16 protein-coding genes are annotated in these 14,499 nt (G+C 72.3%); 7 read left to right on the forward strand and 9 right to left on the reverse strand.

Features of this window, described 5'->3' with window-relative positions:
• Window positions 1–163: 163 nt before the first annotated feature.
• The 3 genes from ACIA8F_RS26975 (at window position 164) to lnt (ending at window position 2,647) form a co-directional block, all read left to right on the forward strand.
• Window positions 164–340: a hypothetical protein gene (locus tag ACIA8F_RS26975; protein WP_266876352.1), complete on the forward strand. Its 177-nt coding sequence runs from the start codon at window positions 164–166 to the stop codon at window positions 338–340.
• Between the two features lie 69 nt (window positions 341–409).
• Window positions 410–889, forward strand: a complete 480-nt coding sequence (locus tag ACIA8F_RS26980; protein ID WP_399382514.1) for a nuclear transport factor 2 family protein — start codon at window positions 410–412, stop codon at window positions 887–889.
• 57 nt (window positions 890–946) lie between these two features.
• The gene (gene lnt, locus ACIA8F_RS26985; RefSeq protein ID WP_399382516.1) at window positions 947–2,647 is read left to right on the forward strand and encodes an apolipoprotein N-acyltransferase; all 1,701 of its coding nucleotides are present in this window, start codon (window positions 947–949) and stop codon (window positions 2,645–2,647) included.
• On the opposite strand, the gene ACIA8F_RS26990 is transcribed toward lnt, so the two are convergent.
• The gene (locus tag ACIA8F_RS26990) at window positions 2,562–3,476 is read right to left on the reverse strand and encodes a Gfo/Idh/MocA family protein (protein ID WP_399382518.1); all 915 of its coding nucleotides are present in this window, start codon (window positions 3,474–3,476) and stop codon (window positions 2,562–2,564) included. The genes lnt and ACIA8F_RS26990 overlap by 86 nt on opposite strands.
• An 82-nt stretch (window positions 3,477–3,558) precedes the next feature.
• Between ACIA8F_RS26990 and ACIA8F_RS26995 the strand changes: the two genes are divergently transcribed.
• On the forward strand, window positions 3,559–4,083 hold the full coding sequence (locus tag ACIA8F_RS26995; RefSeq protein WP_399382520.1) for a DinB family protein: 525 nt from the start codon (window positions 3,559–3,561) through the stop codon (window positions 4,081–4,083).
• Window positions 4,084–4,155: 72 nt separating this feature from the next.
• Window positions 4,156–4,743, forward strand: coding sequence for a hypothetical protein (locus ACIA8F_RS27000; RefSeq protein WP_399382522.1), 588 nt, complete (start codon window positions 4,156–4,158; stop codon window positions 4,741–4,743).
• Window positions 4,744–4,786: 43 nt separating this feature from the next.
• Here the strand turns inward: ACIA8F_RS27000 and ACIA8F_RS27005 are convergent, their stop codons facing one another.
• The 7 genes from ACIA8F_RS27005 to ACIA8F_RS27035 form a co-directional block, all read right to left on the reverse strand.
• Window positions 4,787–5,287: a hypothetical protein gene (locus ACIA8F_RS27005; RefSeq protein WP_399382524.1), complete on the reverse strand. Its 501-nt coding sequence runs from the start codon at window positions 5,285–5,287 to the stop codon at window positions 4,787–4,789.
• Window positions 5,288–5,380: 93 nt separating this feature from the next.
• Entirely contained in the window at window positions 5,381–6,052 is a 672-nt protein-coding gene (locus ACIA8F_RS27010; RefSeq protein WP_399382594.1) for a uracil-DNA glycosylase, read from the reverse strand.
• Between the two features lie 196 nt (window positions 6,053–6,248).
• Complete coding sequence (locus tag ACIA8F_RS27015) at window positions 6,249–7,832, reverse strand: ABC transporter substrate-binding protein (RefSeq protein ID WP_399382526.1); 1,584 nt, start codon at window positions 7,830–7,832, stop codon at window positions 6,249–6,251.
• 152 nt (window positions 7,833–7,984) lie between these two features.
• Window positions 7,985–8,746 carry an SDR family oxidoreductase gene (locus ACIA8F_RS27020; RefSeq protein ID WP_389437169.1) on the reverse strand — a complete coding sequence of 254 codons (762 nt, stop codon included), beginning with the start codon at window positions 8,744–8,746 and terminating at the stop codon, window positions 7,985–7,987.
• 17 nt (window positions 8,747–8,763) lie between these two features.
• On the reverse strand, window positions 8,764–9,525 hold the full coding sequence (fabG, locus tag ACIA8F_RS27025; RefSeq protein ID WP_383942048.1) for a 3-oxoacyl-ACP reductase FabG: 762 nt from the start codon (window positions 9,523–9,525) through the stop codon (window positions 8,764–8,766).
• Window positions 9,526–9,728: 203 nt separating this feature from the next.
• The gene (locus tag ACIA8F_RS27030) at window positions 9,729–10,112 is read right to left on the reverse strand and encodes a DUF3037 domain-containing protein (RefSeq protein WP_399382529.1); all 384 of its coding nucleotides are present in this window, start codon (window positions 10,110–10,112) and stop codon (window positions 9,729–9,731) included.
• On the reverse strand, window positions 10,109–10,948 hold the full coding sequence (locus tag ACIA8F_RS27035) for a HipA family kinase (protein WP_399382531.1): 840 nt from the start codon (window positions 10,946–10,948) through the stop codon (window positions 10,109–10,111). The genes ACIA8F_RS27030 and ACIA8F_RS27035 overlap by 4 nt, the downstream gene beginning before the upstream one ends.
• Before the next feature lie 235 nt (window positions 10,949–11,183).
• Between ACIA8F_RS27035 and ACIA8F_RS27040 the strand changes: the two genes are divergently transcribed.
• Complete coding sequence (locus ACIA8F_RS27040; RefSeq protein WP_399382533.1) at window positions 11,184–13,211, forward strand: glycosyl hydrolase family 8; 2,028 nt, start codon at window positions 11,184–11,186, stop codon at window positions 13,209–13,211.
• 55 nt (window positions 13,212–13,266) lie between these two features.
• Here ACIA8F_RS27040 and ACIA8F_RS27045 read toward each other — a convergent pair whose 3' ends face one another.
• On the reverse strand, window positions 13,267–13,932 hold the full coding sequence (locus ACIA8F_RS27045) for a cysteine hydrolase (RefSeq protein WP_399382535.1): 666 nt from the start codon (window positions 13,930–13,932) through the stop codon (window positions 13,267–13,269).
• A gap of 76 nt (window positions 13,933–14,008) precedes the next feature.
• Between ACIA8F_RS27045 and ACIA8F_RS27050 the strand changes: the two genes are divergently transcribed.
• Window positions 14,009–14,482 carry a pyridoxamine 5'-phosphate oxidase family protein gene (locus ACIA8F_RS27050; protein ID WP_399382537.1) on the forward strand — a complete coding sequence of 158 codons (474 nt, stop codon included), beginning with the start codon at window positions 14,009–14,011 and terminating at the stop codon, window positions 14,480–14,482.
• Window positions 14,483–14,499 lie beyond the last annotated feature (17 nt).

The raw sequence follows: 14,499 nt of genomic DNA on the forward strand, positions 1-14,499 counted from the left end.
GTTCGCGTTGGGTCCCCACCCCCCCCCGGGGGGCGGGGGGCCCGCCCACTCCGCACATCACACCCCCCTCCGCTTCAAGCGGCGCCCCCCGGGCACCGTCCCGGGGCGGCCTCCGCGTCGTTGTGGAGGGAGAGACCTGAAGACGAACAGCAGGGGGTGTCCCATGGGTCGAGTGGTGTTGGAGCGGTTTCCGGCCGGAAGTCCGAGGGGAAGCTGGCCGGCCGAGGAGTACGCGGCGCAGCGGACGCGCGAGGGCGTGCCGGCGGAGGTGGTCATGGATCTGGCGAGCGACGCCTACCTCGTGGTGGTCCGTCCCAGGGAGGCGCGTTCCGGTCACTGATCCGCTGCCGGGCCATCCTGGCCGCGCACGCCCCTTGGCCTTCGCGCCCCGCGCCCCCACACTGACCCGATGACGCAGCGTGTGGACCTTGCGGGCGTGATGGACCGGCTGGCGATCGACGAGCTGGTGACGGGGTACGCCCTCGCCGTGGACGACGGGGACTGGGCCGCGTACCGCGCCCTGTTCGCTCCGGGCGGGCGGGCCGACTACCTCTCGGCCGGCGGGATCGAGGGCCCGGCGGGCGAGGTCGCGGACTGGCTCGCGGAGACGATGAAGCTGTTTCCGGTGCGCCAGCACCTCATCGTCAACCGGCTGGTCCGGATCGCGGATCAGGGCGGCTCCCCCGGTGACACGGCGCAGGTCCGGGCCTACTTCCTCAATCCCATGCGGCTCGCCGGGGAGGAGCCCGACGACGGCGCGGCTCCCGTCACCGCGCCCAACTTCGTCGAGGCGGGCCGGTACACCTTCGCCGTCGCCCGGACCGCCCGGTCCGGCTGGCGGCTCTCGCGCGTCACCGTCCACGAGACGTGGCGGCACATGTCGTTCTGATGGTGCGGTGACCCATCGGTCCGGGCTGTTCCCCACGCGAAGCGGAGGCCCTTGGTGATGACGTCGTTCCCGGCCGTCGCGACGGTCCCGGGGCGGGTCCCGAAGCGGGTCCCGTGGTGGCGGGCGGTGGTGGCGGTCGCCGCGGGGGCCCTGCCCTGCCTCGCCTTCCCGGCGCCCGCCCTGTGGTGGTTCGCGTACGTCGCCCTCGTGCCCTGGATCCTGCTGCTGAGGTCGGCCCCCACCGGCCGGCGCGCCGCCCTGGAGGGGTGGCTCGGCGGCGCCGGCTTCGTCTTCGCCGTCCACCACTGGCTGTTGCCCAGTCTGCACGTGTTCCTGTTCGTGCTGTCGGCGCTGCTGGGCCTGCTCTGGATCCCGTTCGCCCTGCTGGTGCGGGAGTTGCTCGGCGGCCGGCCCGGCGGGGCCCGGGCGGGCGCCGCGCTGGTCCTCGTGCCGGCGGGCTGGCTGCTGTCGGAGCTGGTGCGGTCCTGGCAGGGGCTGGGCGGGCCGTGGGGGCTGCTCGGCGCCAGTCAGTGGCAGGTGGCGCCCGCGCTGCGGCTCGCTTCGGTGGGCGGGGTCTGGCTGGTCGGGCTGCTGGTCGTGGCGGTGAACTGCGCGGTGGCGCTGCTGATCGCGGCGCCGGGGGCGCGGGCACCGGCGCTGGCCGGGGTGACGGGCTGCGCGGTGCTGACCGGGGTGGTGTGGCTGTGGGCGCCCCGGCCGGAGGTCTCGGGCGTGCTGCGGGTGGCCGTCGTACAGCCGGGTCCGGTCGAGGACGGCCCGGACGCCGCGGAGCGGCGGTTCGCCGCAGGGGAGCGGCTGACCGCGGGCCTGGCGGGGCAGCGCCCCGACCTGGTGGTGTGGGGGGAGAGCAGTGTCGGCGAGGACCTGACGGCCCGTCCCGGCCTGGCCCGGCGGCTCGCCGGCCTGTCGGCGCGGGTGGGGGCTCCGCTGCTGGTCAACGTGGACGCGCGGGCCGCCGACCGGCCGGGGATCCGCAAATCGGCGGTGCTCGTGGGTCCCGGGGGCCCGACCGGCGACCGGTACGACAAGATGCGCCTGGTCCCCTTCGGGGAGTACGTTCCGGCCCGCGAACTGCTGGGCTGGGCCACCTCGGTCGGCAAGGCGGCGGACGAGAACCGGGTCCCGGGCGACGCGCCGGTCGTGATGGACCTGCCCGGGCGGCCGGACGTCCGCCTCGGCCCGCTGGTCTGCTTCGAGTCGGCGTTCCCCGACATGAGCCGGCACCTGGTCCGCGACGGGGCCGCCGTGCTGATCGACCAGTCGGCGACCTCCACCTTCCAGGACGGCTGGGCCCCGGCCCAGCACGCCTCGCTGTCCGCGCTGCGGGCCGCGGAGACCGGCCGGCCCGAGGTGCACGCCGCCCTGACCGGGATCAGCGCGGTGCACGGGCCGTCCGGCGGACGGATCGGCCCCGCACTGTCCACCTCGGCGCGGACGGCGCGGGTGTACGAGGTCCCGCTGGCCCGGGGCACGACCCTCTACGTCCGCTTCGGGGACTGGGCGGTGGGCGCGGCGCTGGCCGCCCTGGCCGCGTACTGCACGGTGTCGGGCGCCCGCTCCGTACGGCTCGGCCGGCCGCCGGGGCGGCCCGTGGCGGCCCCGGCCGGGGATCCGGCCCCGGATCCGGCCGGGGCGCCCCTCGGGGAGCCGCTCAGGACGCCTGCCGTGCCTGCTCCAGGGCGGAGTGCACGACCCGCTCGCACAGTTCGTGGGTCAGCAGGGCGTCGCGCGCGCTGAGGACCGAGCCCGTGGCGACGGCGTCCAGGAAGGAGTCGACGACCTGCTCGATGCCGCGCTGACGGGCGACCGGCACCCAGTCCCCGCGCCGCCGGAGCGTGGGCTGGCCCTTGTGGTCGATGACCTCCGCGAGGTTGACCACCTGGCGCTTGGTGTCCTGCCCGGAGACCTCCAGGACCTCCTCGGTGGAACCGGAGAGCCGGTTCATGATGCCGAGCGCGGTGAAGCCCGGACCCGACAGCTGGAGCACGACCTGGCTCATCAGGCCGTCCCGCACCACGGCCCGTACGTCGACCTGGTCGGCCTCGCCGGGCAGCAGGAAGCGCAGGGTGTCGACGACGTGGATGAAGTCGTCCAGGACGAAGGTCCGTACGTCCTCGGGCAGGCCGACCCGGTTCTTCTGCATGACGATCAGGTCGCGCGCGTGGTCGGCGCACTGCGCGTAGCCGGGCGCGTGGCGGCGGTTGAAGCCGACGGCGAGGGAGATCCCGCGGTCCTCGGCCAGTTCGACCAGGCGGCGCGATTCCGCGAGCTCGTAGGCGATCGGCTTGTCGACGTAGGTCGGCACGCCCGCTTCCAGCAGCCGCTCCACGATCTCGGGGTGGACGGCCGTCGGGGCGTGCACGAAGGCCGCGTCGAGCTTCTGCGCGAGCAGCGAGTCGAGGTCGGTGTGCAGCTGCCCGGCGGGGATGCGGTGCTGGGCGCCGACCCGGTCGAGGGTGGCCGGGGTCCGGGTCTGCAGGTGCAGTTCGAGCCCCGGGCGAGTGGTCAGGACGGGCAGGTACGCCTTCTGCGCGATGTCGCCGAGTCCGATGCAGCCGACCTTCACCGGGACCTCCAGGTTCGTTCCTTGTGGGAGTACGCAGCCTAATCGGTGGTGACCTCGACCGTGTTCGACCACGATGGGGCCCATGACGACCAGTACCGGATCCCACCGCACCGAACCCTCCACCACGGCCGGCGAGCGCGAGATGCTCGACGGCTGGCTCGACTACCACCGCTCCACCCTGGCCTGGAAGTGCGAGGGGCTGTCCGACGCGCAGCTGCGCACCACCCCGCTGCTGCCGTCCGCGCTGAGCCTGCTGGGGCTGGTGCGGCACATGGCGGAGGTGGAGCGGTACTGGTTCCGGGAGGTCATGCTGGACGAGGACCTGCCCGAGCTGTACAGCACCCGCGAGGACCCGGACGGGGACTTCCGCTTCGCCGACGGGGACACCTGGGCCGCGGCCGAGCAGGTATGGCGGACCGAGATCGAGCTGGCCCGGCAGGCCGCGGCCGGCCGCTCCCTGGACCTCGTCTCCCGGCCCGAGAGCCACCGCCGGGGCGAGGTGTTCAGCATGCGCTGGGTCTACACCCACATGATCGAGGAGTACGCGCGCCACAACGGGCACGCCGACCTGCTGCGCGAGCACCTCGACGGCGCCACGGGCGAGTAGCCGTCACCCGTGCGGGGTGAATATCGGCTCCGGGTTTTCCGGGCGGGGTCCTCGCACAGCAGAGTTGTGTGAGTGCATCCAACCCGAACCACGACAAAACTGCTGCTCGGCGTCGCCTGTGCGGTCTCGGCCGTCTCCGGCTGCGTGAACGTGACCCCGGCCCCCGTGCAGCCGGTGCCCGCCCCCGGCACCCCGGGGGCGCCGCCCCGGCACGAGCCCCGCGGCGGGCCCGGGGCCGCGCCGGTGGTCGTCCGGGCACCCGCCCTGGAGGCGCTGGAGGCCGTGGAGGCCGCCCCGGGACGTCCCGCCGGGCCGGCTCCCTCCACCTCCGGCCGGGCCGCCGTCCCGCGGGCCGGAGCCCCGGCGGCGGAGGCGGCCGGGAACGGCCGGCCGGGAGACCGCGGAGCCCCGGCGGCCGTCGCACCGGTGCCGGACATCCCCGAGCCCCGGCGGCCCGGGGGGCACCGGGACCACGCCGACGGCCGTCCCGGTGGGCAGCGGCCCGGGGGGCCCGGTTCCGGGGGCGGGGAGGTGCCGCGCGAGCTGATGCGGGAGCTGCCGGTCCGGCCGGCCGACGTGTGCGCCCTGGGCCGCCGGCACGGGCGCTGGCATCCGGACAGCCCGGAGGCCCGCATCTGCGCGGGCGTCCACGGCGGCTGACGGGTGCCGGGGCCCCGGACCGCGTCTGCGGACCGGGTTCCCGCTACTGGTTCTGCTCCGGGAACGGCCGGGGCCCCTCCGCCGGTTCCGTCGCGAGCCGGTGCTCCAGCCGGGCGATGGCGGCCCGTACGCCGTTCCCGTAGCCGTCGTCGGCCAGGACCCCGGTGGCCGCACGGGCCCGCGCCAGGTGGATCCGGGCCGCCTCGGGGCGCCGTAGCTTCACGTAGTCGGCGGCCAGGCTCAGGTGCAGCGACGGGTAGAAGACCCGCACGGCCGCCGGGGGTCCGGGACCGTCGGAGTCGGCGTGCGCGGCGGCCAGGGCCCGCAGGTCCCAGGCCAGCTCCTCCGCGGGGTCGTCCTGCGCGTCGGCCAGGTAGTGCGCGAGCGTGCAGCGGTGCAGGGAGTCGCCCTCCGTGCCGAGCTCGGACCAGATCTCGCCGAGCCGGTTGCGGGCCTCCTCGCGGTCGCCGGCGTGCAGCAGGATGGCCGCTTGGCCGATCCTGGTCATGACGGCGTCCTCCGACGCCTCCTGCTGCTCCGTCAACGCGGCCTCCGGCTCGTTCCCGTCAGACCTGCTCCGGTCCGATCGTCAAGACGCTAGCCGGAGGCACCTCCAATGCCGCCTAGGCGCGGTCGGTCAGCGGCCCAGGTCCGGGATCCGCCAGTCGATCGGCGCATGGCCCTGGGCGGCGACGGCCTCGTTGATCTGGGTGAAGGGCTTGGAGCCGAAGAACTTCTTGGCCGACAGCGGGGAGGGGTGGGCGCCCTTGACGACCGCGTGCCGCTCCTCGTCGATCAGCGGGAGCTTCTTCTGCGCGTACGCCCCCCAGAGGACGAAGACGGCCGGGTCGGGGCGCGCGGCCACCGCGCGGATCACCGCGTCGGTGAACTTCTCCCAGCCCTTGCCCTTGTGCGAGTTGGGCTCGGCCTCGCGGACGGTGAGCACCGCGTTGAGCAGCAGGACGCCCTGCTCGGCCCACGGCATCAGGTAGCCGTTGTCCGGGACGGGGGTGCCCAGCTCGGCCTGCATCTCCTTGTAGATGTTGCGCAGCGAGGGCGGGGTCTTCACGCCGGGCTGCACGGAGAAGCACAGGCCGTGGCCCTGGCCCGCGCCGTGGTACGGGTCCTGGCCGAGGACCAGCACCTTCACCTGGTCGAACGCAGTGGCCTCCAGGGCCGCGAAGACCTGCTCGCGGGGCGGGTAGACCGGCCCGTTCGCCCGCTCCTTCTCGACGAACTCGGTGAGCTCTTTGAAGTAGGGCTGCTCCAGCTCTCCACCGAGGACGGGGAGCCAGGAATCGGGCAGCATCTGGGGCACGGCGACAACCTCCGGTACACGGTGTTCGAGACGTCTCGTCTGCGCGCCGGCGCGTGTGCACGCGGGCGCGCTCGCGCAACTGCTTCGCGCGACTGGTCCAGAACTTACCGGTGGCCACTGACAGCGCGGCGCCCGCCCGCCCCGCCCGGGTGGGCGGTGCGGACGGGCGGGGCGGCGTACGGGCCTGCTACCAGCTGGTCTTGCGGTACAGCTCCCAGACCTGCATGACGGTCTGCGGGTCGAGCGCCCGCTCGGCGCCGGCGATGTCGTCGCGGGCGGCGACGTACAGCTTGCCCTGCCACAGGGGCAGCAGCCGGACGTCGTCGGCGAAGATCTGCTGGGCCTTCTCGAACTCGTGGATGCCGGCCGACCGGTCGCTCTCGCGGCGGGACTTGGGCAGGATCGTGTTCAGGATCTCGGCGGACTCGTACGGGGTGCCGACCGCGTTGTCCTTGCCGACGAACGGCGCGATGAAGTTGTCCGGGTCCGGGAAGTCGGGGAACCAGCCGCGGCCGAAGACCGGGTACTCGCCCTTCTTGTAGCCCTCCTGGAAGGCCTTCCAGGGCTGCCCGCGCAGGGTGATCTTGAAGAGTCCGCTCTCGTCGAGCTGGCGCTTCAGTTCGGTGAACTCGTCCGCGGTGGAGGCGCCGTAGCGGTCGGTGGTGTACCAGAAGGTCAGGTTCACCGGCGTGGGGATGCCGGCGTCCTTGAGGGCCTTCTTGGCCTTGGCCACGTCCGGCTGGCCGTAGGAGTCGTAGAACGGCGTCTTGTGGCCGACGACCCCCTTGGGGACCATCGAGTAGAGCGGCTCGGCCGTGCCCTGGTAGACCTTCGAGACGAGCGCCCCGCGGTCGACGATCTGCGCGATCGCGCGGCGCACCTCGACCTTCGCGACCTGCGGGTCCGTGGGGTTGAAGATCAGGTAGCGGATCTCCGAGCCGACGTTCTCGACGACCTGGACGCCCGCGTCGTGCGAGGCGGGGGACTGGAGGTCCTTGACCTCGTCGGCGGAGAGGCCGCGGTAGGTCGCGTCGATCTCCTTGCCCTTGAGGGCGGCGATCATCTTCTTGGAGTCCGCGAAGTAGCGGATGGTGACCCCGCCGTTGCGGCGGTTGGCGAAGCCGTTGTAGCTCCCGTTGCGGTTCAGGACCGCTTCGCCGGCCTCCTTGTACGACTCCAGGGTGTACGGGCCGGAGCCGGTGACCTTGTCGCCCTCGCGGAGCTTGTCGGCCGGGTACTGCTTCGGCGAGACGAGCGAGGCGGCCGGGGAGCCGAGCACGAAGGGGAACGTGGCGTCGGGGGTGTTCAGGTGGAAGACCACCGTCTGCGAGTCCGGGGTCTCGATCTTGTCGAGGCTGCCGAACAGCGCCTTCGGCCCGGACGGGGCGTTGATGGTCTTGATCCGGTCCAGGGAGTGCTTGACGGCCTTGGCGTCGAGCGGCTCGCCGTCGGAGAACTTCAGGCCCTTGCGGATGGTGCAGCGGTACGACTCGTTCCCGGCGTCGGTGAACTCGCAGTTCTGCGCGGCGTCGGGCTGGGGCTTGGTGGCACCCGTGGGGAACGCCAGCAGGGTCTGGTAGACGTTCCGGTAGAGCTCCCAGGAGCCGTCCCAGGCCGCGGCTGGATCGAGGGTCGTGGGTGCGCTCGTCGTTCCGACGACAATCCGCTGTTCTCCATTGCCGCCGTCGTCCGAAAACAGGCCGCATCCGGAGAGCAGGGATATGGACGCAAGGGCCGCAGAGATCTGCAGGCATCTGGTCCGGTTGAACACGTGCACGCTCCTCGATCAGCCAGGGGTGCGGCAGACCCTACCGCAGAGCATCACGAATCCAATGGGCAGGTTTCGTGCGGCACTTGACCGATTACATGCCTATTCGGTACGCATTTGCCTCCCCCTTGGAGGCAAATGCGTCCGACTATCGGTCAGTGCACTCCGGCATTGAGGAACATTCCCCCGTCGACGACGAGAGTTTGTCCCGTGATCCATTCCGCTTGTGCAGATGTGAGGAACGCGGCGGCCCCGCCGATGTCCTCCGGGACCCCGAGGCGGCCCAGCGGATAGGCCGCCGCCGCCTCCTGTTCGCGGCCCTCGTAGAGCGCCTGCGCGAACCTGGTCTTCACCACCGCGGGGGCGATCGCGTTGACCCGGACCCCCGGCGCCATCTCGTGGGCGAGCTGGAGCGTCAGGTTGACCATGGCCGCCTTGCTCATCCCGTACGCCCCGATGAAGGGCGAGGCGGAGACCCCGGCGATCGAGGCGATGTTGACGATCGCGCCGCCGTTCTCCTTCTGCCAGGCGTGCCAGGTCCGCTGGGCGAAGCCGAGCGCCGAGATCACGTTGGTCTCGAAGACCTTGCGGGCGACCCCGAGGTCCAGGTCCGCGATCGGCCCGAAGACCGGATTGGTCCCCGCATTGTTGATCAGGAAGTCGACGCGGCCGAAGGCCTCCATCGTGCGTTCCACGGCGACGGCCTGGTGGGCCTCGTCGTGCGCCTTGCCCGCGACCGCGATCACCCGGTCCGCGCCGAGCCGCTCCACGGCCTCCTTGAGGGCCTCCTCGTTGCGACCGGTGATGCAGAGCCGGTCGCCGCGGGCCACCAGGGCCTCGGCGATGCCGTAGCCGATGCCCCGGCTCGCCCCGGTGATCAGCGCGACCTTGCCGCTGTCCGTTCCGTCGTACGTCATGGTGTGCGCCTTCCTCGTCAGCTGAGCGGGCCGCCGGCCACGTACATGACCTGGCCGGAAACAAAACCGGCGGACTCGCCGGTGAAGAAGGCGATGGCGTTGGCCACGTCGTCCGGGCGCCCGACGCGCTGCACCGGGATCTGGGTGGCGGCCGCGGCCTGGAAGTCCTCGAAGTCCATGCCGACCCGGGCGGCCGTGTGGGCGGTCATCTCGGTGACGATGAAACCGGGGGCCACGGCGTTCGCGGTGATGCCGAACTTGCCGAGCTCGATGGCCAGGGTCTTGGTGAAGCCCTGCAGACCGGCCTTGGCCGCCGAGTAGTTGGCCTGGCCGCGGTTGCCGAGCGCCGAGCTGCTGGAGAGGCTCACGATCCGGCCGAACTTGGCTGCCACCATGTGCTTTTGACAGGCCTTCGACATCAGGAACGCACCGCGCAGGTGCACGTTCATGACGGTGTCCCAGTCGGTGTCGCTCATCTTGAAGAGCAGGTTGTCCCGGAGCACGCCCGCGTTGTTGACGAGGATGGTCGGGGCCCCGAGCAGGCTCACCACCCGCTCCACGGCCGCCTCCACCTGCGCGCTGTCTGAGACGTCGCAGCCGATCGCGACGGCCGTGCCGCCGGCCGCCGTGATGGTCTCCACGGTGTCCTTGCAGGCCGCCTCGTCCAGGTCGAGTACGGCGACCGCCCGGCCCTCGGCGGCCAGGCGTACGGCGGTCGCGGCGCCGATGCCCCGGGCCGCCCCGGTCACGATCGCGACGCGCTGCTCGGTGGTGGACATGCTGGATCTCCTCGCACTGGGAAAAGCGGCCCCTCAGGGGTGAGCAACCGCTTAGTAGCTTCAGCTGAGGAGACGCTAGGAGCCCTGGCACCCGGTGTCAACGCCACCACGTGCCAGGGCTCCGGACCCGCGCCGACGACCCGCGTCCCGCGCCGGTGAACCGCGCCGATGAACCGTGCCGACCACCCGCGCCGATCAGCGGCTCACCGGACCAGGAGGTCCAGCAGCCGCTCCACCTCGGCGGCGGCGTCGGCCGTCAGCCCCGTGTGGACCGGGCCGGGCTGCACCACCGTGCTGCGCGGGGCGATCAGCCACCGGAACCGCCGTCCCGCGTCGTCGCCCGCCGCCTGGCCGGCGGACTCGCCGCCCTCGCACACGCCCTCGACCCCGCGCAGGGCGGCCCGCACCCCGGCCACGTCGGCCTTCGGGTCCAGGGCGAGGAGCTTGGCCTCGTCGAGGTGGGTGCGCGCGCGGACGTAGGACTGCGCCCGGCAGTAGACGATCACGCCGGCGTTGAAGCACTCGCCGCGCTCCATCCGGGGCACCACGCGCACCAGCGCGTACTCGAACACGTCCCGCTTGATCACTCGCTGTCGCTCTTCATCTTCCGGGGACGGGGGTCGAGGCGGTCGGCGAGCCAGCCGGGCGGACCCGTCCGGACCTTCACCTCGGCCTCCATCGTGATCCTCTCGTGGATCGTGGCCGCGCGCGGCAGCAGGGCCTCCACGTAGGCGCGGCGCAGTGCGTCGGTGGAGTCGAAGCCCGGCTCGTCCACCAGCCATTCGTCGGGCACGTCGGCCGCGACCTCGGTGAGCAGTTCCTCGGTGACCAGCGGCGCGAGCGCGGCGGCCGCCGCGGCGATGTCCGGGCCGACCGGGGCCAGTACGTGGTCGGAGGCGTTGTACGGCTTGGCCGCGGCGCTCTGGGCGGTGGGCCAGTTGTGGTGCCAGATCATGGTGGCGCCGTGGTCGATGAGCCAGAGGTCCCCGTGCCAGACGAGCATGTTGGGGTTGCGCCAGGACCGGTCGACGTTGTTGATCAGTGCGTCGAACCAGACCACGCGCCCCGCCTCCACGGGGTCCACCTGGTACGCGAGCGGGTCGAAGCCGATCGAGCCGGGGAGGTAGTCCATCCCGAGGTTGAGCCCGCCGCTGGCCTTGAGCAGCTCCTGGACCTCCTGGTCGGGCTCGCCCAGCCCGATGACCGGGTCGAGCTGCATCTGCACCAGCGTCGGGACGCGCAGCCCCAGCCGCTGCGCGAGGCGGCCGCAGATGACCTCGGCGACCAGGGTCTTGCGGCCCTGGCCGGCTCCGGTGAACTTCATGACGTAGGTGCCGAGATCATCGGCTTCCACGATTCCCGGGAGCGAGCCGCCCTCCCGCAAGGGCGTGACATATCGGGTCGCGATCACTTCTGTGAGCATTTCCCCAGGCTAACCGGCGATCACGGATCGCCTTCCGGGGTTTTTCCCGGGGCGCGGGAGGCGGCTCCCGCGCGGCGGCCGTGCGGCGCTCCGACGGATCGCGCCCGGGGTCTTGCGCGGCGCCCCGTTCCGTTCCTACGCTCTCGGCCAATGGTTAGGAACCATTCCTAACCATTGGCCGGTCCCCCGAATCGGCGCTCCCCCCACTCGCGCAGCACTCACCCGAGGACGCCCGATGTCACGAGCACATCAGCAACGTTCCGCGCACCGAGACCGTCGCTACCCCCGCCGGCACCGCCCGCTGGCGGGCTTCGCCGCCCTCTTCGCCGCCGTGGCGGGCCTCTCCGGCCTCGGCGCCCCGGCCGAGGCCGCCGGAACCGCGGTCCGGGCCCCTGCCGCCGTCGCCCCGGCCCGGGCCGCCGCGGTGCTGGTGTCGACCGGAAAGCCCACGACCGCCTCCTCCGTCGAAGGGAGCGGTTTCGAGGCCGCCAAGGCCGTGGACGCCGTCGCCTCGACCCGCTGGGCCAGCGCGGAGGGCGCGGACCCCCAGTGGATCCGCATCGACCTCGGATCGGCGCACACCATCAGCCGGGTGAAGCTCGACTGGGAGGCCGCGTACGGGAAGGCGTACAGGATCCAGACCTCGAATGACGGGACGAGCTGGACCGACGTCTACTCCACGAGCACCGGGAACGGTGCGACCGACGATCTGACGGTCGCCGGAACCGGGCGCTACGTCCGCATGTACGCCACCGCGCGGGGCACCGCGTACGGCTACTCCCTCTGGGAGTTCGGGGTCTACGGCTCCCCGGTCTCCGGCGGCTCCGACACCACCCCGCCGAGCGCCCCGGGAAGCCTGCGCTCCACGGCCGCCACCGCGAACAGCGTCTCGCTGGCCTGGAACGCCGCCACCGACGACGTGGGCGTCACCGGCTACGACGTCTACCGCGGCGCCACGCTCGTGACGACGGCCACCGGGACCTCGTACACGGACACCGGCCTCACGGCCTCCACCGGCTACGGGTACACGGTCAGGGCGCGGGACGCGGCGGGCAACGTCTCGGCGGCGAGCAATGCGCTCAGCGTCACCACCCTGCCCGCGAGCGGCTCCGGTCCCGCGGTTCCGTTCGGCGGCCACACCCGCCCCTACGCCGCCGGGACGCTGAAGCCGACCGGCGCCCAGGGCACGCTCGACCAGAAGACGATCGACTACTACACCGCCTGGAAGTCCGCCTTCGTCCGGCAGAACTGCGGCAACGGCTGGTACCAGGTCATCTCCCCCGACGCCGACCACCCCTACGTGGCCGAGGCCCAGGGGTACGGCATGGTGATCGCCGCGACGATGGCCGGCGCCGACCCGGACGCGAAGAAGATCTTCGACGGTCTGACCAAGTGGACGATCGACCACCCCTCTTCGGTCAACTCCGACCTGCTCGCCGCCGAACAGGACACCGCCTGCCGGAGCGTCAACGGCGGCGACGGCGCGACCGACGGGGACATGGACGTCGCGTACGGACTGCTCCTCGCCGACAAGCAGTGGGGCAGCGCGGGCACTTACAACTACGAGGCCCTCGCGATCAAGCACATCAACGCGATCAAGAAGGGCGAGCTCAATCCGTCCACCAACCTGCTCAAGCTGGGCGACTGGAGCAGCTCCGGCGACCAGTACTACTGGATCACCCGCACCTCGGACTGGATGGTCGACCACTTCCGGGCCTTCCGGACGGCCACCGGCGACGCGGCCTGGGACACCGTCCGCGCCGCGCACCAGAACCAGATCACCGGCCTGCAGGCCTCCTACGCCCCGAACACCGGGCTGCTGCCCGACTTCGTCGTCACCACCAACACCACCCCCAAGCCCGCCCCCGGCAAGGTCCTCGAGGACCCGAACGACGGTGCCTACTGGTGGAACGCCTGCCGCACCCCGTGGCGCATCGCGGACGACGCGGTGACCAGCGGGGACGCCAAGTCCCTGGCGTCGGCACGGAAGATCAACGGCTGGATCAAGGCCAAGACGGGCGGCGACCCGAACAAGATCGCCGTCGGCTACAAGCTCGACGGCACGCAGATCTCCTCCGGCAGCGAGGCGGCCTTCTTCGCCCCGTTCGCCCTGGCGGCCATGACCGACCCCGGCAGCCAGGCCTGGCTGGACGCGCTGTGGAACAAGATGCTGGCCGCCCCGGTCGACACCAGCAGCTACTTCTCCGCGAGCATCCAGCTCCAGGTCATGATCACCGCTTCCGGCAACCACTGGGTCCCGTAACCCGAAGGGGAGCCGAGGGTACGGCTGCTCCGGCGGACGCGGCCGTACCCGTTCCTCAGTGCCCCCCCGACGGCTCCGGGCGGCCCGCGTCGTTGACCACGGCCACGATCGGCGCCGGGGTCCACTGGGCGAGGACGGCTTCGGCGGTGGTGATGGCGGCGACCAGGGAGAGGGAGTTGCGGATGACCTCGGCGGTGCAGGCCGCGGGCACCCCGGCGATGGCGTCGGAGGGGACCACGACCTGGTAGCCGAGGTTCACCGCGTCGAAGACGGTGTTCGGGATCGCGATGTTGGAGGAGACCCCGGTGACGACGAGGGTGCGGATGCCGAGGTTGCGGAGCAGGGCGTCGAGGTCGGTGCCGGCCATCGGGGAGAGCCCGTGCAGCCGGCGCAGCACGAGGTCCTGCTCGGCGACGGTGATGGGCGCGGCGACCTGTACGGCCGGGCTGCCGGTCAACTGGCGCACCGGCAGCTTGCCCGCGGCCCGGAACAGCCGGGCGTTGGCATTGGCTCCCAGGCCGTCGGGCCGCCGCTCGGCCACCGCGTGCAGCACCTGCACCCCGGCTCCGCGCGCGGCCTCGACCAGCGCGGCGACGCGGTCCAGCATGCCGGAGTCCCGCGCCTCCTTCGCCAGTTCCGGGAGGGCGCTCTCCTCACCGACGACACCGTTCTGGCACTCGACGGTGAGCAGTGCGGTGGTGGCGGGATCGAGATCGGCCATGGCTCCCCCTGGCGTGGCGACGGAAGAGCACGCATGATTCCTGACACACAGTCAGATGTGAAGGGGCGCGGACCACATGGACAGCACACCCACGGACAGGGCCCAGCGGCGGGGCCGCCGCATCATGATGACCGACGAGGAGACGGACGCCTTCCTGCGCGAGCAGCGCACCTGCCGGGTGGCCACGGTCTCCCCCGACGGGCGCCCGCACGTGGGCGCGCTCTGGTTCGTCTGGGACGGCGCCTCCCTGTGGCTGTACTCGATCACCCGCAGCCGCCGCTGGTCCGACCTGCGCAAGGATCCCCGCATCTCGGTGGTCGTGGATGCCGGCGAGGCCTACGACGAGCTGCGCGGCGTCGAACTGTCCGGCACGGCCGTCTTCGTGGGCGAAGCCCCCCGTACGGGAGAGCCGTGCGGGGAACTGGCGGAGCCGGAGCGGCTCTTCCCCGTCAAGAACTTCGGCATCACGGAGATGCCCCACGACGGGCGGCACGCCTGGATCCGGCTGACCCCGGACTCGATAGTGTCCTGGGACTTCCGCAAGATCTAGGGGGTGTCCGGGAACGA

The organism is Streptomyces sp. NPDC051563, assembly GCF_044454225.1.
Classification (GTDB): Bacteria; Actinomycetota; Actinomycetes; order Streptomycetales; family Streptomycetaceae; genus Streptomyces.